Annotated in this window: 16 protein-coding genes; 9 read left to right on the forward strand and 7 right to left on the reverse strand. The window is 72.4% G+C overall.

Features of this window, described 5'->3' with window-relative positions; genetic code table 11:
- Positions 1-13: 13 nt before the first annotated feature.
- Complete coding sequence (locus OG429_RS12040; protein WP_328925305.1) at positions 14-805, reverse strand: PspA/IM30 family protein; 792 nt, start codon at positions 803-805, stop codon at positions 14-16.
- 280 nt (positions 806-1,085) lie between these two features.
- Between OG429_RS12040 and OG429_RS12045 the strand changes: the two genes are divergently transcribed.
- Positions 1,086-1,694 (forward strand): DUF3043 domain-containing protein, encoded by a 609-nt coding sequence (locus OG429_RS12045; protein ID WP_328930244.1) that lies wholly within the window; start codon positions 1,086-1,088, stop codon positions 1,692-1,694.
- A gap of 140 nt (positions 1,695-1,834) precedes the next feature.
- Positions 1,835-2,542 carry a class I SAM-dependent methyltransferase gene (locus OG429_RS12050; protein ID WP_328925306.1) on the forward strand — a complete coding sequence of 236 codons (708 nt, stop codon included), beginning with the start codon at positions 1,835-1,837 and terminating at the stop codon, positions 2,540-2,542.
- Between the two features lie 46 nt (positions 2,543-2,588).
- On the opposite strand, the gene OG429_RS12055 is transcribed toward OG429_RS12050, so the two are convergent.
- Complete coding sequence (locus OG429_RS12055) at positions 2,589-2,801, reverse strand: hypothetical protein (RefSeq protein ID WP_328925307.1); 213 nt, start codon at positions 2,799-2,801, stop codon at positions 2,589-2,591.
- 103 nt (positions 2,802-2,904) lie between these two features.
- On the opposite strand from OG429_RS12055, the gene OG429_RS12060 reads away from it, so the two are divergent.
- From OG429_RS12060 to OG429_RS12080, 5 genes are all read left to right on the forward strand, one after another.
- On the forward strand, positions 2,905-4,119 hold the full coding sequence (locus OG429_RS12060; RefSeq protein ID WP_328925308.1) for a bifunctional adenosylcobinamide kinase/adenosylcobinamide-phosphate guanylyltransferase: 1,215 nt from the start codon (positions 2,905-2,907) through the stop codon (positions 4,117-4,119).
- A gap of 185 nt (positions 4,120-4,304) precedes the next feature.
- Positions 4,305-5,387: a nicotinate-nucleotide--dimethylbenzimidazole phosphoribosyltransferase gene (gene cobT / locus OG429_RS12065; RefSeq protein ID WP_405681430.1), complete on the forward strand. Its 1,083-nt coding sequence runs from the start codon at positions 4,305-4,307 to the stop codon at positions 5,385-5,387.
- Positions 5,388-5,470: 83 nt separating this feature from the next.
- Positions 5,471-7,378: a phosphatidylglycerol lysyltransferase domain-containing protein gene (locus OG429_RS12070; protein WP_328925310.1), complete on the forward strand. Its 1,908-nt coding sequence runs from the start codon at positions 5,471-5,473 to the stop codon at positions 7,376-7,378.
- On the forward strand, positions 7,375-8,118 hold the full coding sequence (locus OG429_RS12075) for a hypothetical protein (RefSeq protein ID WP_328925311.1): 744 nt from the start codon (positions 7,375-7,377) through the stop codon (positions 8,116-8,118). Before OG429_RS12070 ends, OG429_RS12075 begins: the two co-directional genes overlap by 4 nt.
- Before the next feature lie 90 nt (positions 8,119-8,208).
- Positions 8,209-9,396 (forward strand): sensor histidine kinase, encoded by a 1,188-nt coding sequence (locus OG429_RS12080; protein WP_328930245.1) that lies wholly within the window; start codon positions 8,209-8,211, stop codon positions 9,394-9,396.
- 35 nt (positions 9,397-9,431) lie between these two features.
- Here OG429_RS12080 and OG429_RS12085 read toward each other — a convergent pair whose 3' ends face one another.
- The 5 genes from OG429_RS12085 to OG429_RS12105 form a co-directional block, all read right to left on the reverse strand.
- The gene (locus OG429_RS12085) at positions 9,432-10,253 is read right to left on the reverse strand and encodes an endo alpha-1,4 polygalactosaminidase (protein WP_328925312.1); all 822 of its coding nucleotides are present in this window, start codon (positions 10,251-10,253) and stop codon (positions 9,432-9,434) included.
- Entirely contained in the window at positions 10,250-10,900 is a 651-nt protein-coding gene (locus OG429_RS12090; protein WP_328930246.1) for a spherulation-specific family 4 protein, read from the reverse strand. Before OG429_RS12090 ends, OG429_RS12085 begins: the two co-directional genes overlap by 4 nt.
- Positions 10,901-10,926: 26 nt before the next feature.
- Entirely contained in the window at positions 10,927-12,453 is a 1,527-nt protein-coding gene (locus OG429_RS12095; protein WP_328925313.1) for a hypothetical protein, read from the reverse strand.
- Positions 12,450-13,964 (reverse strand): GT4 family glycosyltransferase PelF, encoded by a 1,515-nt coding sequence (gene pelF, locus OG429_RS12100; protein WP_328925314.1) that lies wholly within the window; start codon positions 13,962-13,964, stop codon positions 12,450-12,452. Before pelF ends, OG429_RS12095 begins: the two co-directional genes overlap by 4 nt.
- 106 nt (positions 13,965-14,070) lie before the next feature.
- On the reverse strand, positions 14,071-16,098 hold the full coding sequence (locus tag OG429_RS12105) for a hypothetical protein (RefSeq protein WP_328925315.1): 2,028 nt from the start codon (positions 16,096-16,098) through the stop codon (positions 14,071-14,073).
- Between the two features lie 346 nt (positions 16,099-16,444).
- Between OG429_RS12105 and OG429_RS12110 the strand changes: the two genes are divergently transcribed.
- Positions 16,445-17,980, forward strand: coding sequence for a leucyl aminopeptidase (locus tag OG429_RS12110; protein ID WP_328925316.1), 1,536 nt, complete (start codon positions 16,445-16,447; stop codon positions 17,978-17,980).
- Between the two features lie 287 nt (positions 17,981-18,267).
- Positions 18,268-19,656 (forward strand): dihydrolipoyl dehydrogenase, encoded by a 1,389-nt coding sequence (gene lpdA / locus OG429_RS12115; protein ID WP_328925317.1) that lies wholly within the window; start codon positions 18,268-18,270, stop codon positions 19,654-19,656.
- Positions 19,657-19,672: the final 16 nt, after the last annotated feature.

Below are 19,672 nucleotides of genomic sequence, written 5' to 3' on the forward strand. Positions count from 1 at the left end.
GACGGACCCCGTCCTACTGCTTGTCGAAGCGGTGCTGGGTCTGGGGCTGCTGGCCGGCGCCCTGGGCGCCGCCCTCGATGGCCTGCTGCTGCGCGGACGGGCCGCCCGCCAGCTCCGCCTTCATCCGCTGGAGCTCCAGCTCCACGTCCGTACCGCCCGACAGGCGGTCCAGCTCGGTCTGGATGTCGTCCCTCGCCAGACCGGACTGGTCGTCCAGGGCCCCGGAGGCCAGCAGCTCGTCGATCGCGCCGGCGCGGGCCTGGAGCTGGGCGGTCTTGTCCTCGGCCCGCTGGATGGCCAGGCCGACGTCGCTCATCTCCTCGGAGATGCCGGAGAAGGACTCCGCGATGCGGGTCTGCGCCTGCGCCGCGGTGTAGGTGGCCTTGATGGTCTCCTTCTTCGTCCGGAAAGCGTCCACCTTGGCCTGCAGGCGCTGCGCGGCGAGGGTGAGCTTCTCCTCCTCGCCCTGCAGGGTCTGGTGCTGCACCTCCAGGTCGCTGACCTGCTGCTGGAGCGAGGCGCGACGGGACAGGGCCTCGCGGGCCAGGTCCTCGCGGCCCAGGGCGAGGGCCTTGCGGCCCTGGTCCTCCAGCTTGGCGGACTGCCCCTGGAGCTGGTTCAGCTGCAGTTCCAGACGCTTGCGGGAGGTCGCCACGTCGGCGACTCCGCGGCGCACCTTCTGAAGCAGTTCGAGCTGCTTCTGGTACGAGTAGTCGAGGGTCTCGCGCGGGTCCTCGGCCCGGTCCAGGGCCTTGTTCGCCTTCGCGCGGAAGATCATCCCCATACGCTTCATGACACCGCTCATGGGCTTCGCGCGCCCCCTTCTAGACGGACTGTGCTCCAGGTCACCAACAGAACCCACAGTACGGGCCCTGTCTCCATTACCGCACTGTTCGAGTACGGATGCGCTCCTCCTCCAGGACGACTGCGTCCTCGCCGTATCAGGCGTGAGGAGTAGGTGAGCCCCCGACCGGTACCCCGGTACCGGGAGCGCGCCCGTGGCACGAACCTTGCAATGGGAAGACGCCCGCCGTTGCCGGATCGTTCCCCGCCGGGGTGGGGCCCATGCCCGCAACCACGTAGGCTTGGGTTTTGTGTTTGGTAGCCGCTCCTCCAAGGAAGAGAAGGCCGCCGCCACCGACAAGGTGAGCGCCGACCTCTCGCAGCCCCGTGACCCGCAGGCCCCGAAGGGCCGCCCTACGCCGAAGCGTGCTGTGGCCCAGTCGCAGCGCAAGGCCGTGGTGGCCTCGACCGGCAACCGCAAGGAGGATGCCAAGCGAGCCCGCGAGCGCCGTCGCGCAGAGATGACCAAGCAGCGCGAAGCGCTGGCCAACGGCGACGAGCGTTACCTGCCCGCGCGTGACAAGGGCCCCGTCCGCAGGTTCGTCCGCGACTACGTGGACTCCCGCTTCTCGGTCGCCGAGATGTTCCTGCCGCTGGCAGTGATCATCCTGGTGCTGAGCATGGTGCGGGTGTCGTCGATCCAGAACATCGCACTGATGCTGTGGCTCGGCGTGATCGCGCTGATCATCCTCGACTCCATCGGCCTCGTGTTCCGCCTTCGCAAGGCGCTGAACGAGCGCTTCCCGAACGAGCCCCGCCGCGGCGCGGTCGCGTACGGCCTCATGCGCACCCTCCAGATGCGCCGGCTGCGCCTGCCGAAGCCGCAGGTCAAGCGCGGGGAACGGCCCTGACCGGAGGGACGCCCGGAGCGTCGGGGGCGTCGCAGGCATCGGAGGGGTCGGGGGAAGGTTTCTCCTGGGGAGGCCCGGGGGGAGCCCGCCTGTGGCTGGAGGGCCTGGGCGGACTGCGCAACGCCGTCCGCCAGGAACTCGTGGGCCGGCAGGTCGACGAGCAGATCGCGCACCGCTTCCCCGTGGGGCAGCGGCTGCGCGTGCTCGACGTCGGCATGGGCCAGGGCACCCAGGCGCTGCGCCTCGCCCGCGCCGGGCACAAGGTGACCGGTTTGGAGAAGGACCCGGGGATGCTGGCCGTCGCCCGTGAGGCGCTGGACGCGGAACCCGCCGGGATCCGCGACCGGGTCCAGCTCATGGAGGGCGACGGCCGCGAGACCGGCGCCCACTTCCTGCCGGGCAGCTTCGACGTCGTGCTGTGCCACGGCGTGCTGATGTACGTGCCCGAGCCGGACGCCATGCTCGCCGGGCTCGCCCGGATGCTGGCGCCCGGCGGACTGCTGTCCCTGCTCGTGCGCAACGGCGACGCTCTCGCCATGCGGCCCGGGCTGGGCGGTGACTGGGACGGCACGCTGGCCGCCTTCGACAGCGTCGACTACAAGAACCGGCTGGGCCTGGACGTACGGGCCGACCGGCTGGCCGGGCTGACGGCCACGCTGAACGGCATCGGTGCTCCGCTGGGCGCCTGGTACGGCGTACGCGTCTTCACGGACGGCACCGAGGCCGGCGAGAGCCTCCCGCCCGAGGACGAGCTGGAGCGGCTGCTGGCCGCCGAGGAACGCGCCGGGCGCACCGACCCCTACCGCGGCGTGGCCGCGCTGCTCCACCTGTGCGGCGTACGGGGCTGACCCGCCACCGGCCGCCGGGTACGGACCCGGCGGCCCAGGCCGCGGCTCAGGCCTCCAGGGCCGCGCGCAGGCTCATCGTGTAGAGCTCGGTCCCGGCGTCGTCGGACAGCTTGACCTGCTCGACGCCACCTTCCAGCAGGTCCTTCCAGTACTCACCGATCCAGGACTCCGCGTCCCCCTGCGTGGTGAATTCCTCCGGTACCACCGACGGGCTCGTCTCGGTGCCTTCGGCCGTCTCGAACCGCCACGTCCACGCCATGTCCGCCTCCGTTGCTCGTCCGCTGCTCGCACGCTTCTCACCTGAGTCTGCCCGCAGAGTAACCGGGCGCGCAGCAGTCTCGGCGACGCGGGAGGATCATCCTGTGGAACTCACTCTGCTCGGCACCGGCACACCCGAAGGCCTGCCCCGCCCCGGCTGCCCCTGTGCGGCCTGCGCGGTCTCCGTCGGCACGCGGGCGCGCGCCGCCACGGCCGTCCTCGTCGACGGGGCCCTGCTGCTCGACCTGACCCCCGGGGCGGTGCTGGCCGGCGCCCGGGCCGGGCATTCGCTGGCCGGCGTACGGCAGGTCCTGCTGACCCACCCGCACAACGGGCCCGCCCTGGAGCTGCCGCCCGGGCTGCCGGCCGCGGGGCGGGTGCCGGACGGTCGGGAGCTGTCGGTGATCTCCGGGCACCGGGTGCGGGCCGTGCCCATGGACGCGCCGGGCACCGGGTACGAGGTGACCGGCCCGGACGGCAGCCGGCTGCTGTACCTGCCGCCGCGCGGGGCCCCTTCGGGAACCGACGGGACCACGGGGCTGCGTCCGTACGACGTGGTCCTCGCCGACGTGCTGGGACGGCCCGAGGCCCTCGCCCGGCTGCGGGCGACCGGCGCGGTGGGCCCGGCCACGGACGTGATCGCCGTCCACATCGACCATGACACCCCGCCGGGCCGGGAGCTGGAGCGCCGGTGCGCGTCCGCCGGGGCCCGGGCGGTGCCGGACGGGACCACCGTGATCGTCGGGGAGTACCACGCGGGGGCGGACCTGCCGCGCCGGACGCTGGTGCTGGGCGGGGCCCGCTCCGGCAAGTCCTTCGAGGCGGAGCGGCGGCTGGAGTCCTTCCCGGAGGTCGTCTACGTGGCCACCGGCGGCACCCGTGACGGTGACTCGGAGTGGGCCCAGCGGGTGGGCCTGCACCGGGAGCGCCGGCCGGCGCGCTGGCGGACGCTGGAGACCTGCGAACTGGTCCCGCTGCTCGCGGAGGAAGGACCGCCGCTGCTGGTCGACTGTCTCGCCCTGTGGCTGACGGACGCGATGGACCGGGCCGGAGCCTGGGACGACGCGGAGTGGGCGAGGCACGGGCAGCAGCAGCTGCGCGACCGGGCCGCCGAGCTGGTGGCGGCGCTGCGCGCGACCCGCCGCCGGGTGGTGCTCGTCAGCAACGAGGTGGGCGCGGGGATCGTCCCGGCGACGTCTTCGGGCCGTCGCTTCCGTGACGAGCTGGGCCGTCTCAACAACGCGGTGGCCCAGGAGTGCGAGCACGTGCTCCTCGTCGTCGCGGGGCAGCCGCTGGTCCTCAAGGAACTGCCGCGGTGATGCCGCGTCCCGGTGGTCACGATCGTGCTGTCGGCCTGGCACGACGAGGAACTGACGGTGGGTCCGCTGCCGGGCGCGCCCCTCGTCGTGCCGGCGTCCGCCTCGGTGCCCCGAGGCCCGGCCGGCACCGGGACACCCCCTGAGGGGAGGGCCTCACCGGCTGTACTCTCTGGCAGATGAGCACGCTGAATCTCGACGACTTCTCCGATCTGATCGAGCGCCCCGACGGGGGCGTCCGGCGTGACGCCGAGGAACGCCGTGAGCGGCTGGCCGTACCGCCCGGCGCGCTGGGCCGGCTCGACGACCTCGCCGAGTGGCTCGCCGCCGCGCAGGGGCAGGTGCCGGTCAAGCCGATCGAGCGCCCCCGCGTGGTGCTGTTCGCCGCCGATCACGGGATCGCCACCGAGGGCGTCTCCGCCCGGGCCGCCTCCACCGCCCACGAGCTGGTGCGGGCCGTGCTCGACGGGGCCAGCCCCGTCTCGATCCTGGCCGGGCGGCTCGGCGCCACCGTGAGGATCGTCGACGCCGGGCTCGACTGCGACCCCGGGCTGCTGCCCGAGGACGTGGTCAGGCACCGCGTCCGGCGCGGCAGCGGCCGGATCGACGTGGAGGACGCGCTCACCGTCGAGGAGACCCGGGCCGCCCTGGAGCTCGGGATCCGCATCGCCGACGAGGAGGCCGACTCCGGTACGGACCTGGTCGTGCTCGGCGATCTCAGCGTCGGCGGCACCACGGTGGCGGCCACCCTCGTCGCCGCCCTGTGCGGAACCGACGCCTCCGTGGTCACCGGCCGTGGCGGCCTGCCCATCGACGACCTGGCGTGGATGCGCAAGTGCGCGGCGATCCGCGACGCGCTCCGCCGGGCCCGGCCGGTCCTCGGCGACCAGGTCGCGCTGCTGGCCGCGGTCGGCGGCGCCGACCTGGCCGCCATCACAGGTTTCCTGCTCCAGTGCGCGGTGCGCCGTACGCCGGTCATCCTCGACGGCGTCGTCTCGGCGGCCTGCGGTCTGGTGGCCCAGCGCGCCGCGTTCCGCGCTCCCGACTGGTGGCTCGCCGGTCAGGCGAGCGGCGAGCCCGGCCAGGCGAAGGCCCTGGACCGGATGGCACTCAACCCTGTGCTCGACCACGGCGTCACAGTGGGCGAAGGTACCGGTGCGCTGCTGGCACTCCCCCTGGTCCAGGCGGCCGCCGCACTCGCGGCGGAACTCCCGGTGGGGGTACCCCCGGACGGAGTCTGGGGGATGGCGGCGCAGGAGCCGACGGAGTGAGCCACCGGGGCCCGCGGTCCTGACCAGTCCGCGAACCCCGACCGGCCCACTATGGACAGCGATGCCCCATATGATCGCTTTTTATGGGAGAGGTCCGTTTGACCAGCGCAGAGACCGACCGCGGCACCGTACCGGTACCCGGACCGGCATCCGGCAGGAAAGAGACCGGCGGCGACCCCGCCGGCAAGACGGCGGGGGGCGGCCGGGAGACCGGCCGGGAGACCGGCCGGGGGAGCACCCGATCACGGCGCGGGGCCGCGTTCGCGGTGTGGTATCTGCGCGCCGTCACCTTCGTCAACTTCCTGAGCGCGGTGTGGGTTTCGCTCGGGCAGGATCTGCGTCGGCACAACACCGAGAACTTCTACACCCCGTACCTGCTCACGGCCGGCTTCGCCTCCGGGCTGTTCTGCCTGCTGCTGGCGGTCACCATGGGCCGCCGCAAGCGGGCCGCCTGGATCCTGAACCTGGTCCTGGGCGGGATGATGCTGCTCGACTTCGCCCGCGCGGCCTTCGTCCCGTGCGCCGACTGGTCCCCGGGCGACTGCTACCCCGAGTTCCGCGAGCACGCGCAGAACTGGGTCTCCCTGGGCCTGACCGCCGCCTTCGTCGCCGCACTGCTGCTGGGGCGCCGGGAGTTCTACGCCAAGGGCGACCGGTCCAACCCCGCGCTCGCCACCGTCGTCGCGGCCGTCGGCCTGCTGTTCACCTCGCTGGTCGCGGCCCTGCTCGTCGGCGCCACCAACACCTCCCCCGACGCCGCCGGGGCCACCTTCCTGACCCGCTGGCGGTACGGCGCGATGCGGCTCATCACCCTGGACCCGGACGCCAAGACCTACGGCAACATCACCACGCCCGGCTGGGTGGACGTGTTCATCAACGTGGTGTCGATGCTCCTGCTGCTCGCCGTGCTGTTCGCGGCCTTCCGTTCGCGCCGCGCCGTGGACCCCCTCTCCGAGGACGACGAGGAGCGGCTGCGGGCGCTGCTCGCCAGGCAGGGCGACCGCGACTCGCTCGGCTACTTCGCACTGCGCCGCGAGAAGTCCGTGATCTGGTCCCCCACCGGCAAGGCAGCCGTCACCTACCGCGTCGTCGGCGGGGTCTCGCTGGCCTCCGGCGACCCGATCGGCGACCCCGAGGCCTGGCCCGGCGCCATCGAGCCGTGGCTGGCCGAGGCGCGCGAACACGGCTGGGTGCCCGCCGTGATGGGCGCGAGCGAGGAGGCCGGGCAGATCTACGCCCGGCACGGCCTGGACGCGCTGGAGCTCGGTGACGAGGCGATCGTGGAGACCGCCGAGTTCACCCTGGAGGGCCGCGCCATGCGGACCGTCCGGCAGGCGTACAACCGCGTCAAGCGGGCCGGGTACACCGTCCGCATCCGCCGCCACGCCGACATCCCGGCCGAGGAGATGGACGTCCTCCTCACCCGCGCCGACGACTGGCGCGACGGCGCGACCGAGCGCGGCTTCTCGATGGCGCTGGGCCGGCTGGGCGACCCCGGCGACGGCCAGTGCGTGATGCTGGAGTGCACCGACGGCAACGGCGATCTGCGGGCCGTGCTGTCCTTCGTACCGTGGGGGCCCCAGGGCCTGTCGCTGGACCTGATGCGCCGTGACCGGGACTCCGAGAACGGCCTGATGGAGTTCATGGTCATCGAACTCCTGGAACGCTCCAAGGAGATCGGGGTCACCCAGGTCTCGCTGAACTTCGCGATGTTCCGGTCCGTCTTCGAGCGCGGGTCCCGGCTCGGCGCGGGACCGGTGCTGCGGATGTGGCGCTCGCTGCTGAGCTTCTTCTCCCGCTGGTGGCAGATCGAGTCCCTCTACCGGGCCAACGCCAAATACCGGCCGATCTGGGAACCGCGGTTCATGCTCTTCGAGAAGAGTTCGGACCTGCTGCGGATCGGAATCGCGGCGGGCCGGGCCGAGGGCTTCCTCGAAGCTCCCGGTCTGCCGAAGTGGCTGCACCGCAGACACCTGGAGACGCGCCGTTGACAGCGTGGAACACCTCCTCACTGCGGCGGTTCGCGCGCCGCGAGTGGGGGCCCCTGTTCTGGACCGTCCGGGACGCGCTCGTCCACGAGAAATGGCGCGCGATCCCGATGACCCTCGGCGCGGTCTGCCTGACCTCGGTCTTCCAGATCGTGCAGAACACCTCCTGGGGGTTCCAGCCGGTCCAGAACCTCGGGTCGGTCAAAGCCGTCGACCCGCTGTGGCTGGCCGTGCTGCGGACCCCCCTGTCGCTGTTCGTGCCCGCCCTGGACCTGCCGGTATGGGGCGCGCTCGCGCAGATCCTGCTCGTCTTCGGCATCTCGGAGATCTGCATCGGCTGGTGGCGCACGCTGGTGATCGGCTACGTCGCCACGCTCGCCGGGACCACCTACGCGCGGATCGGGCTCTCGCTGGGCCCCGACCACCCCTTCGGCCTGCCCGTGTCCGACCGGATCGTCAACGACACCGGGCCCTCGGCGGCGGTGGTCGGCCTCGCCATCTACGTCTGCTGGCGCTACCGGGCGTACGTGACCGGCGCCGCGGTGGTCCTGGTGATGATCGGCGAGGTGCTCGTCAAGGACAACCTGGCCGGCAAGGAGCACCTCGCGGCCATCGCCGCCGTGATGGCCGTCTGCGTGGTCCGCACGAAATGGGGGCCGGAGCGCTCCCGGCTGCCGCTGGGCAGCCGCCCGCCGCCGCTGGACACCCGGACGGGACGGCACGGCCGGGGCGAAGCGGCCTGAGCCGGGCGGCCTGAACGGTCCGGCCGGGGCAGGCCGTACGGTATCGGGGTGACGACAGACCTCGGGCCGTTCGCGCCCACCCGGCAGTGGATGCGGACCCACCCGCTCGCCACCGATGCCGTGCTCGCGTTCGGGGTGTTCGTCTCCATGGTCCTCGGGTCGTTCGCCGATCCGCACGGGCCGCACGGGCCCACCTTCGGGACGCGGACCCCCGAGCCGTTCTCGCTGCTGCTGATGCTGCTCGGCGCGGCCGCCCTGGTGTTCCGGCGCCGACGGCCGCGCACCGTGCTCGCCGTGACCTGCGGGCTCTCGCTGCTGGAGCTGACCACCGGGGAGCCCCGGGCGCCCGTCGCCATGTGCACGGTGATCTCCCTGTACACGGTGGCCGCGCGCACCGACCGGCCCACGACCTGGCGGATCGGGCTGCTCACCATGGCCGGGCTGACGGGCGTGGCCATGCTCGCCGGGCCCCTGCCCTGGTACGCGCAGGAGAACATCGGGATCTTCGCCTGGACCGGGATGGCCGCGGCCGCCGGTGACGCCGTACGCAGCCGGCGGGCTTTCGTCGACGCCATCCGGGAGCGGGCCGAACGCGCCGAGCGGACCCGGGACGAGGAGGCGCGGCGCCGGGTCGCCGAGGAGCGGCTGCGGATCGCCCGGGACCTGCACGACGTGGTGGCCCACCACATCGCGCTGGTGAACGTGCAGGCGGGGGTCGCCGCGCACGTCATGGACAAGCGCCCGGACCAGGCCAAGGAGGCCCTGGCCCACGTACGGGACGCCAGCCGCTCGGCGTTGAACGAGCTGCGGGCGACGGTCGGGCTGCTGCGCCAGTCCGGCGACCCGGAGGCGCCGACCGAGCCCGCGCCCGGACTGTCCGTCCTGGACGAGCTGGTGGACACCTTCCGGCACGCCGGGCTGCCGGTGGAGGTCATCGTCCAGCTGGGGCGCGCGGACGGCCCGCTGCCCGCCGCGGTGGACCTCGCCGCGTACCGGGTGGTCCAGGAGGCGCTGACCAACGTACGCAAGCACGCCGGGCCGGGGGCGCGCGCCGAGGTGAGCGTGGTCCGGGTCGGAACCTCGGTGGAGGTGACCGTCCTGGACGACGGAGGCGCTCCGCCCGCCGACCCGGCGGACTCCGCGCCGGAGCCCGACGACAGCGGCGGCCACGGCCTGCTCGGCATGCGCGAGCGCACCGGCGCCCTGGGCGGCTCCTGCTTCGCGGGGCCCCGGTACGGGGGCGGCTACCGGGTGCACGCGATCCTTCCGGTGGGCTAGATCCTGTCCACAGGCCCAGGGGCTAGGGCTAGGGGCTAGGGGCAGGCCTTGCGCCAGGGGCCGAGGTCGGACTTCTTCTCCATCGAGCTGAACTTCAGCTTGCGCGTGGCGGCGCAGAAGCGGCTCGCCCTGAGCTCGTACTCGACGTGGAAGACCGCCTTCCCGGCCTGGATGAACGGGGTCACCCGCTCGCACTCCTCGTACTGGGCGCACTGCTCGTTGACCGCGAAGTCGAACTCCCCCACCAGCTGGGGGATCTGGTCGAGGTCGTTCTTCAGGCCGACCGCCATGCCCCGGTCGTGGGCGAGCTTCGCGATCAGCCGGTTGTAGCGCAGCTGGTCATCGGCGGTCAGCGGGAAGCCCGACTCGTTGGCGTAGCCGTCCATGTTGTCCGGCTCCACCGCGTCGAAGCCCTTGTCCCGGCACATGTCGAACCGCTTGGCCATCAGCCGCTCCAGCTCCGCGAGCCGCCGGATGTCCAGCCAGCGCTCGCCCTCCCAGCCGTTGCCCTCGCCGAGGATCGACTCGGGGAACGCGGCGGCGTCCGGGCGGAAGTCCTCCCAAGCCCCGGTGGAGAGGTAGCAGATGGTCCGGCGGCCGGCCCGCTTCAGGGTGGCTACCTGCTCCTTGGTCGTGTTGAACCCGTCGACGTCGTACACCGCCGCCCGCACCGAGGTGTCGAGCTTCCCGGTGAGCTGCCACTGCCAGCTGACGCCGGGCCCGGGCTGCCAGCGCTGCCCGGGCGCCGGGGCCGGCGACACGTCGTCGGGCCCCTCGTCGGACCCCTCGGTGGTGCAGGCGGCGAGGAGCAGGAGCGGTACGAGGAACAGCAGCCGCCATCGCGTCCCGGGCCTCATGCCGTGGCCTCCAGGGCGTACGGGAGGGTCCCCCACGGGTGGGCGCCCGTCCCGGGGACCGCGCAGTGCACCGCGGCCCGCCGCTGCTCGGCGAGTTCGGCGGCGGGCGCGCCCGGCGGGACGGCGTAGACGAGGTGGCAGAACCGCTGGGCGGGGTGGTCGGCGGTCCAGGGCGGTACGGGGGCCGCGTCCTCGTACGCGTCCCAGGGCCCCTCGAAGGTGACGAGGAGGTCGGCGAGGCCGGCGTAGCCGGGGTGCGGGTGGACGCCGTGGTTGAGGACGAGGGTACGGGCGCCCGCGGCCCGGGCGGCCACGGCGAGCCGCCCGTAGTGCGGCAGCAGTTCCGGGCCGGAGGCCGCCTGGTCGAGGAAGGCGCCGTCGGTGCCGTACCAGTCGCGGTGGCGCAGCAGGTCGCGCACCACGGCGGCGTGCGGGCGGCGCCCGTAGTCGGTGTCGGTGTAGCCGAGGACTGCCACCCCGGCCGCGCGCAGCCGTTCGGAGACGAGCGCGAACCGCTCGTCGGGGGCGTCGCCCGGCCCGCTGTCGGGGTTGAGCACCACCGAGTGGAGCCGGCCCGCGGAGCGGATGAGCCGCTCCCACTCCTCGGGCCGGTCGGCGGGGTGCTCGTAGAGGGGCACCAGCAGCATGGGGTCCTTCTTCGCGTTCACATCGTTCACCGGTGGGCCGTCGCACGGCCGAGGCGCAGGCAGACCAGGACGGCGAGGGTGGCCGCGGCGGCGGCCGCCACCACCAGCTGGACCGCCCGCGGCGCTCCCAGCCCGGTCAGCAGGGCCAGGCTCTGGGCCACGGCTGCCGAGGCGCAGACCACGGCCGCGGGCCGGACCGCCCCGAACGACTGGAGCAGCAGCCCGGTCCACATCACGGCGCCGAGGAGGAGCAGGGTCAGGGCGCGGACCCCGGTCAGGGCCGGGGCGCCGGGCCAGAGCAGGGTGCCGGCCAGTCCCAGGGCCAGCAGCACCGTCAGGTACGCGGCGAGGCACTGGGCCAGCGTGGAGAGCATCCGGCGCCGGAAGGCCTCGGGCGAGCGGGCCGCCCGGAGTCCGGCGAGGCTGCCGCTGCGGAACCGGTGCAGGAGCCATTCCGCGGGACCCATGCTGAGGGTGAGCGCCACCGCCGAGGGGGCGGCGACGGCCTCGGCGGGCCCCCCGGCGAGCACCTCCCCGAGGGCGGCGTACAGCACGAGCAGGCCGGTCCCGAGGCCGAAGACCCCGTACGGGACGGAGTCCCCCAGCCGCGGCCCGCGCGGGGCGTACTCCTCCTCGGGGCCGCGCAGCATCCGCCAGAGCACGGGACCCGTTCCCGGGCGGCGCGCCGCCCAGCCGCGTACGCGGGCGGCGGCGGCCCGCGCGCCCTCGGCCAGCGGGAGTTCCCGTACGGCCAGGGTGCAGGCCGCCAGCAGGGACACCACGAGCAGGGTCACGCGGACCGGCACGGGCAGGTCCACGAAGAGCGCGAGCAGGGCCCCGGCGGCCATCGGGCCGAGCGCGGCGAGCAGGACCCGCTCCCGGCCGAGGACGAGCAGGACGGTGGCGGCGCCGACGTAGAGGGCCTGTCCGGCCGCGAAGGCGTACGAGAAGGGCGGCCCGCCGGGCACGGCCAGTGCGGCGGCGGTGCCCAGCAGGGACCCGGCGGGAGCGCCGGCGAGCAGGGTCCGCCCGGCGGCGGCCCGGTCGCCGAGCCCGAGCCAGGAGTAGGCCCGGTGGGAGAGGGTCTGGTCCCACACCCAGCCGATGAGCGCCCCGGCGAGCAGGGTCAGGGTCCCGGCGGGCAGGCCGAGGCGGTCCTTCGGCCCTTCGAGCAGGGGGGCGCCCAGCACGTAGGCCAGGCCGGGCAGGGCGAAGATCACCCCGCGCAGCAGGCAGGCGGTGAGGGAGACCTTCCAGGGGTCGGGGACGCCGTCGGGTTCCGGGAAGGAGCGCGGCACCCGGGCGTAGAGCTCCTCGGCGAGCGCGAAGGAGTCGTGGCGGCCGTAGGTGAGCCGGATGTGCTCGTCGGTCATGCCGTCGGATTCGAGGACGGCGGCGATCTCGTCGGGGTGGACGGCGGAGGCGATGAACACGTCGAAGCGCTCGGCGAGTTCGTCCATGGGGTCGGCGGCCGGAGGAACGGTACGCCGGGGCCGCGGGATCGCGGGCAGCGTGTCGCCGCCCGGGACCTTGAGCCAGAGGGATCCGCTCACCACAGGCTCCCGTCTGCGGCGAGTTCGCGGTACCAGGGGTCGGCGAGCCGCTGGGTCCAGTCGTCGCCCTCGCGGACGGGCAGGACCGGCTGGCCGGCGAGTTCCCTGTAGATGTGCCGGAAGCCGTCCACGGACTGGTGGAGGGTGAACTTCTCCACCACCCGTTTGCGGGACATCCGGCCGAGCTCGGCGCGGCGTTCGTCGTCGCGGAGCAGGGCGAGGGTGGCGCGCGCCATGGTCTCGGGCTCGCGCGGCGGGACGACGAGGCCGGTGTCGCCGACGGCCTCGCGGACCCCGCCGACATCGGTGGAGACGGTGGTGCGGCCGCAGGACATGGCCTCGATGATGCTGAAGGGGAAGCCCTCGCTGATGGAGGAGAGCATCACGACGCTGCCGGCCGCGTACGCCTGCGCGACCTGCTCGATGCGGCCCTCGTACGAGACCCCGTCGGTCACCCCGAGCTCGGCGGCGAGCTTCTCCAGGCGGAGCTTGTACTCCTCGCAGCCGGCCGGCACCGGGCCGAAGAGTCGCAGCCGCAGGGTCGGCATCTCCACGCGCATGAAGGCGTAGGCCCGGATGAGGGTTTCGAGGTCCTTGATGGGGTCGATGCGGCCGCACCAGCTGAGGGTGGGCACCTCGGGTTCGGGGCCGGCCTCGGGGAAGGCGTACGGGTCCACGCCGTTGTACACGGTGCGGATCCGGTCGGCGGCGGCGCCTCCGCGCTCCTCCCAGCGGCGGTTGTACTGGTTGACGGGGGTGATCAGGTCGGCCTGCCGGTAGCCCTCGGTGTTGAGCTCGCGGTAGAAGCCGAGCATGAGCGCCTTGACGGGCCAGCGCTGTGCGGCGCTGCGGTAGCCGAGGTAGCGCTCGCGCAGGTAGATGCCGTGCTCGGTCAGGAGGAAGGGCACCTTGTCGAGGTAGGCGGCGGCGAGGGCCGGGAGGGTGGCGAGGCCGCTGCTGACGGCGTGCGCGACGCTGTCGGGCGGGATCCGCACGGAAAGCGGGCGCAGCGCGTGTTCCAGCAGGTCGGTGGCGGTGAGCGCGTCGTGGATGGTGGGCTCGGCGGCGGCGACGGCGAGGCCCGGGCGGGTCCATACGTCCATCAGCAGGCGCAGGACGGACTCGGAGCGCAGGGCCGGGGCGAGCTTCCCGGCCCGGGCGAGGACGGCCAGTTCGCGCAGGGCCCCGGAGAATCCCCCGTGGCCAGGGTCGAGCAGGGAGAGCAGGAAGGTTTCGTAGACCTCGGTGAAACGGCGGTGGGCCTTGCCGCGCAGGACGGACCGGCGGCCGCGCCGGGGAGTGGCCCCCCAGAGCGGTACGACGGTGTGCCGGTAGACGTTGCGCGGGAGTTCCCAGGTAACCGGCTCGCGTCCGGAGCCGGTCAGGGCTATGACGTTGAAGTCGACCTCCGGCATGCCTCGGACCAGTTGGTCGCACCAGGTGCTGACGCCCCCGTGGACGTGCGGATAGGTGCCTTCGGTGAGCATGGTGACATGACGCCCATGGCTCATGCGGTGTGTCCCCCCAGGACGGAAAAAGGGGCCGGCGCCCGTGGTGTCGCGGAGCGCCGGCGCTAGGTGGTTCTCGTAGCGGCTTGCTGCTGGTCGGCCCGGACGGTCAGGCGGGCAGCTTGAGCGTGACGGCGCTCTGGAGCAGCTCGGGCTGGGTCCAGCTGGAGCGGGTGCCCGCGTAGGCGGTGCCGAAGTCGGCGGTGCCGAGCACGAGCTGCTTCTTGGTCCCGTTGGGGGCGGTCACCGGGGCGACGACCCCGGAGGGCGCCTTGACGGTGACGGCGGTGCCGATGCGGTAGGCGGTGACCTTGCCGTCGGCGAGCGCCTTGTCCCAGGCGGTGCGGCGGCCGAGCTCGACGCCGGCTTCCTTCATCGTCTGGTTGACGATCGGCGCGCTGGGCGCGTAGAGGGCGCGGTAGGTGTCGAGGACCTGGTTGAGCACCGGGTAGAGGGTGCGGTCCTCGGCGAGGTTGGACTGGTGGACGTAGTGCGGGCGGGGGTCGTTGGCCAGCACATGGCGCAGGGCGGTCCGGGCCTCCTGCGGGACGATGTAGTTCAGGTAGCCGGTGTTGACGTCGAGCGCGGCCGGCAGGCAGGTGGAAGTCGCCGGGTTGTCCTCGCAGATGCCGCTGCCGCCGTCCGCGCGGCTGGCGTAGATCCAGTTGTACTCGTCGGCCATCTCCGCGTTGGTGCCCGTGTTGTAGTACACGTTCATCGGGTGGCGGGGCACGGTGAGGGCGGCGCCGACGGCCCGCTGCGCGGGTTCGCGGGAGTTGTCGCTGCCCGCCCACTTGACGCCGTTGTCGGCGAGCGCGCCGGCCAGGTTGGGGTTGTCCTGGGCCTGCTGCGGGAGGGTCTTGAGGCCCGAGTGCTCGCCGGTGACGAGCTCGGTCCGGTCGGTGGTGATGCCCTTGGCCGCGGCCCAGTTGTTGTTGTCGCGGATCTGCGCGGAGATCTCCGCACGGCTCATCCAGTTGATGGCGCCCGCGGCGTTCTTCGTGCACGTCCAGGGCGTGGTGGTGGTGTCCTGGACGCAGCCGACGAAGGGGTGCGTGTAGGTGTGGTTCATCCAGCGGTACTTGGCCCGGTCGGCGACGAGCTGGGCGGTGAGGGCGTCGGTGCCGCCGTTCGAAGCCTTCCACTCCTCTCCGGCGCCCGCGTTGAAGAGCATGTCGAGCTTGAAGCCCTTGGACTGCTGCCACTGCGCCGCGTAGACGGCGTCGGCGGCGGTCATCCGGATGGTGCTCTCCTTGCCCTCGCCGCCGGCGCAGGCGTAGTCGCCGGGCGTGCAGTTGAGCTCCTTGCTCCACCGGGCGTCGGGGGCGAAGACGTCGTCGACGTGGACCGCGAAGTAGCTGCGGCTCTGGCCGAGGTGGACCCCCTGGGTGAGCCAGTCGACGATGCCCCGGGCCAGCAGCCGGAACTGCTGCTGGTACTGGTTGTAGCCGAAGGTGACGACCAGCTCGCTGCGCCCGTCGTGGGCGTACTCGCCGACGAGCGAGGCCCGGCCGGAACCGACGGGGGCGTCGAGGTAGCTGGTGTAGCCGGTGCGCGGCTTGCCCATGAAGCCGTAGCTCTCGGGCACGAGCGCCGAGTTGTCCTCGAAGGTGACCTGGCCCCCCAGGTAGGCGAAGGGGCCCGCCTTGCCGGCCGCGGTGACCGCGGCCTGGGTGCCGTCGAGCTGGCCGCTGTACCCGCCGTTGTCGGTGTACTCCAGCCCGACGCCCGGGTGGGCCCAGGTGTAGGCGTCCACCTGGCGGATCCCGTACGTCGTCTCGTACGCGGTGAGCGCGGCCATCTCGGCCGAGCCCTCGCCGAAGGGGTTCTCGTTCGGCAGGACGACGCCCTGGTACTTGGCGCGCGGACGGCCGTCGACCGTGTCGCTGAGGAAGCCCGCGTTGATGACCGGGCGGCCGCTGCTGCCCAGCTGCACACGGGTGTACGGGACTCCGGTGTCCCGGAGTTCCGCGGTGATCGCCTCGACCGAGCTGCCGCCGTCGTCGACGACCAGCACCTTCAGGTCGATGCGCGCGGCCGTGGCCGCCTGGGCGGTCGCGGCAGGTACTGCCACGGACACCAGGGCTGCCGCGGCCATGGCGGCGGCGATCCTGTTCATCCGGTTCTTATTGACCATTTCGGCCTTTCCCCCCGCAGGCATCCCTCGACACGGCCCTATGGCGGTCGGCCGGGCCGGGGAGGCTCTGTGGAAATCATGCAAAGGAACCCCGCGTCCCCTTGCGAGAGTGGACCGAGTCTTTCGGACCTCGTCAGGTCTACGGGGCAAACCTGGAGCAGAGTCCACAGATGGGTGAATCTGCAGGCGTCCTGATCGAACAACTTGCCAAACCTTCGAGTGACGTACGGAAGAGCCCGTGCGCGTAGGCTCATTTCTGGCGGCCGTCGGGCCCGAATACGATCGCTACGGATGGCCGTCCACCCACTCGGCCCACACATACAAACGGAAGCGAGACTTCACCACCGTGACTGCTCTGACTCTCAGCACCTCCGGCGCGGCTACGCTGCGCGCCGACGCCCTCGTCGTCGGTGTCGCGAAGGGCCCCAAGGGCCCGGTCGTGGCCGCGGGCGCCGAGGCCGTGGACAAGGCGTACGACGGTAAGCTCGCCGCCGTGCTCGACGCGGTCGGCGCCTCGGGCGCCGAAGGCGAGATCACCAAGCTGCCGGCCCCGGCGGGCCTGAAGGTCCCGATGGTGCTCGCGGTCGGACTCGGCGCCGTTCCGGACAAGGACGAGTCGTTCGACGAGGAGGCGCTGCGCCGCGCCGCCGGCGCCGCCGCCCGCGCCCTGCACGGCTCCAAGAAGGCCGCCTTCGCCCTTCCCCTGGACGACGCCTCCGCCGTCACCGCCGTCGCCGAGGGCGCGCTGCTGGGCGCGTACGCCTTCACCGCCTACCAGGGCGGCGAGAAGAAGGCCGCCGGCGACAAGAACAGCGGCCCCAAGCAGCCGCTCGCCGAGATCGCCCTGCTGGGCGCCAAGCCGCGCGACAAGGAGCACAAGACCGCGGCCGAGCGCGCCACCGTCGTCGCGACCGAGGTCAACATCGCGCGCGACCTCGTCAACACCCCGCCGAACGACCTGACCCCCGAGGCCTTCGCCGCGGTCGCCTCCGCGACCGCGAAGGAGCACGGCGTCAAGGTCCAGGTCCTGGACGAGAAGGCACTGGTCAAGGGCGGCTTCGGCGGCATCATGGGCGTCGGCAAGGGGTCCGAGAACCTGCCGCGCCTGGTGAAGCTCACCTACACCCACCCCAAGGCGGAGAAGACCCTGGCCTTCGTCGGCAAGGGCATCACCTACGACTCGGGCGGCATCTCCCTGAAGCCGGCCGGCCACAACGAGACGATGAAGTGCGACATGGCCGGCGCCGCCGCCGTCTTCGCCTCCGTCGTCGCGGTCGCGAAGCTGGGCCTCCAGGTGAACGTCACCGGCTGGCTGGCGCTCGCCGAGAACATGCCGTCCGGCTCCGCCACCAAGCCCGGTGACGTGCTGCGCATGTACAGCGGCAAGACCGTCGAGGTGCTCAACACGGACGCCGAGGGCCGCCTGGTCCTGGGCGACGCGCTGACCAAGGCCTCGGAGGACAACCCGGACGCCATCGTCGACGTGGCCACGCTGACCGGCGCCATGGTGCTGGCCCTGGGCAACCGCACCTTCGGCATCATGGCCAACGACGACGCTTTCCGTACGTCGATCCACGAGATCGCCGAGGAGGTCGGCGAGTCCTCGTGGCCGATGCCGCTCCCCGCGGACCTGCGCAAGTCCATGGACTCCCCCACCGCCGACATCGCCAACATGGGTGAGCGCATGGGCAGCGGCCTGCTGGCCGGCCTCTTCCTGAAGGAGTTCGTCGGCGAGGGCATCACCTGGGCCCACCTCGACATCGCGGGCCCGGCCTTCCACGAGGGCGCGCCGTACGGCTACACGCCCAAGGGCGGCACCGGCTCGGCCGTGCGCACCCTGGTGCGGCTGGCCGAGCGTACGGCCACGGGCGACCTGGGCTGACGCACCACATGTGAGACGTGACTCGCCCCGGGACCATGATCAGGTCCCGGGGCGCGTTCAGCTCTCAACGAAATCCGTAGGTTTCTACGCTTCGGTAACCCCTGCTTCGGACAGAAGCACCTGCCACAGACCGGGCCCGCCGTCCCGCGTTCCCCCGACAAATGCGAAGATGGGTTCTCGGCAGGACAGGGCCCCCACCACAGGGCCGAAGAAACAAGCGGCCGATTACCAGCCGCCGCCCGGTCACAGAGGACCGGTGCCCGGCGCACATGCATGGAGGACGTGACGTGGCGAACGACGCCAGCACCGTTTTCGACCTAGTGATCCTCGGCGGTGGCAGTGGCGGTTACGCCGCGGCGCTGCGCGCATCCCAGCTGGGTCTGGACGTTGCCCTGATCGAGAAGAACAAGCTCGGTGGCACCTGCCTGCACAACGGCTGCATCCCCACGAAGGCTCTGCTGCACGCGGGTGAGATCGCGGACCAGGCTCGCGAGGCCGCCCAGTTCGGTGTGAAGACCACCTTCGAGGGCATCGACATCGCGGGTGTCCACAAGTACAAGGACGAGATCATCTCGGGCCTGTACAAGGGTCTGCAGGGCCTGGTCGCCTCCCGCAAGGTGACCTACATCGAGGGTGAGGGCCGCCTCTCCTCCCCGACTTCCGTCGACGTGAACGGTCAGCGCATCCAGGGCCGCCACGTCCTGCTGGCGACCGGCTCCGTGCCGAAGTCGCTGCCGGGCCTGAACATCGACGGCAACCGCATCATCTCCTCGGACCACGCGCTGGTCCTGGACCGCGTGCCCGAGTCCGCGATCGTCCTCGGCGGTGGCGTCATCGGCGTCGAGTTCGCCTCGGCGTGGAAGTCCTTCGGCTCCGACATCACCGTCATCGAGGGCCTCAAGCACCTCGTTCCGGTCGAGGACGAGAACAGCTCCAAGCTGCTGGAGCGGGCCTTCCGCAAGCGCGGCATCAAGTTCAACCTCGGCACCTTCTTCGACAAGGCCGAGTACACCGAGAACGGCGTGCGCGTCACGCTGGCCGACGGCAAGACCTTCGAGGCCGAGGTGCTGCTGGTCGCCGTCGGCCGCGGCCCGGTCTCGCAGGGCCTGGGCTACGAGGAGCAGGGCGTCGCGATGGACCGCGGCTACGTCCTGGTCGACGAGTACATGCAGACCAACGTGCCGACCATCTCGGCCGTCGGTGACCTCGTCCCGACCCTCCAGCTCGCGCACGTCGGCTTCGCCGAGGGCATCCTGGTCGCGGAGCGTCTGGCCGGCCTCAAGGCCGTCCCGATCGACTACGACGGTGTCCCGCGCGTCACCTACTGCCACCCCGAGGTCGCTTCCGTCGGCATCACCGAGGCCAAGGCCAAGGAGATCTACGGTGCGGACAAGGTCGTGGCCCTGAAGTACAACCTTGCGGGCAACGGCAAGAGCAAGATCCTGAAGACCGCGGGCGAGATCAAGCTCGTCCAGGTCAAGGACGGTGCCGTGGTCGGCGTCCACATGGTCGGTGACCGGATGGGCGAGCAGGTCGGCGAGGCCCAGCTGATCTACAACTGGGAAGCCCTGCCGGCCGAGGTCGCGCAGCTCATCCACGCGCACCCGACGCAGAACGAGGCGATGGGCGAGGCCCACCTGGCCCTCGCCGGCAAGCCGCTGCACGCACACGACTAATCGTCACTGGGCGCGA

The sequence above is a fragment of the Streptomyces sp. NBC_00190 genome (assembly GCF_036203305.1).
Taxonomy (GTDB): Bacteria; Actinomycetota; Actinomycetes; order Streptomycetales; family Streptomycetaceae; genus Streptomyces.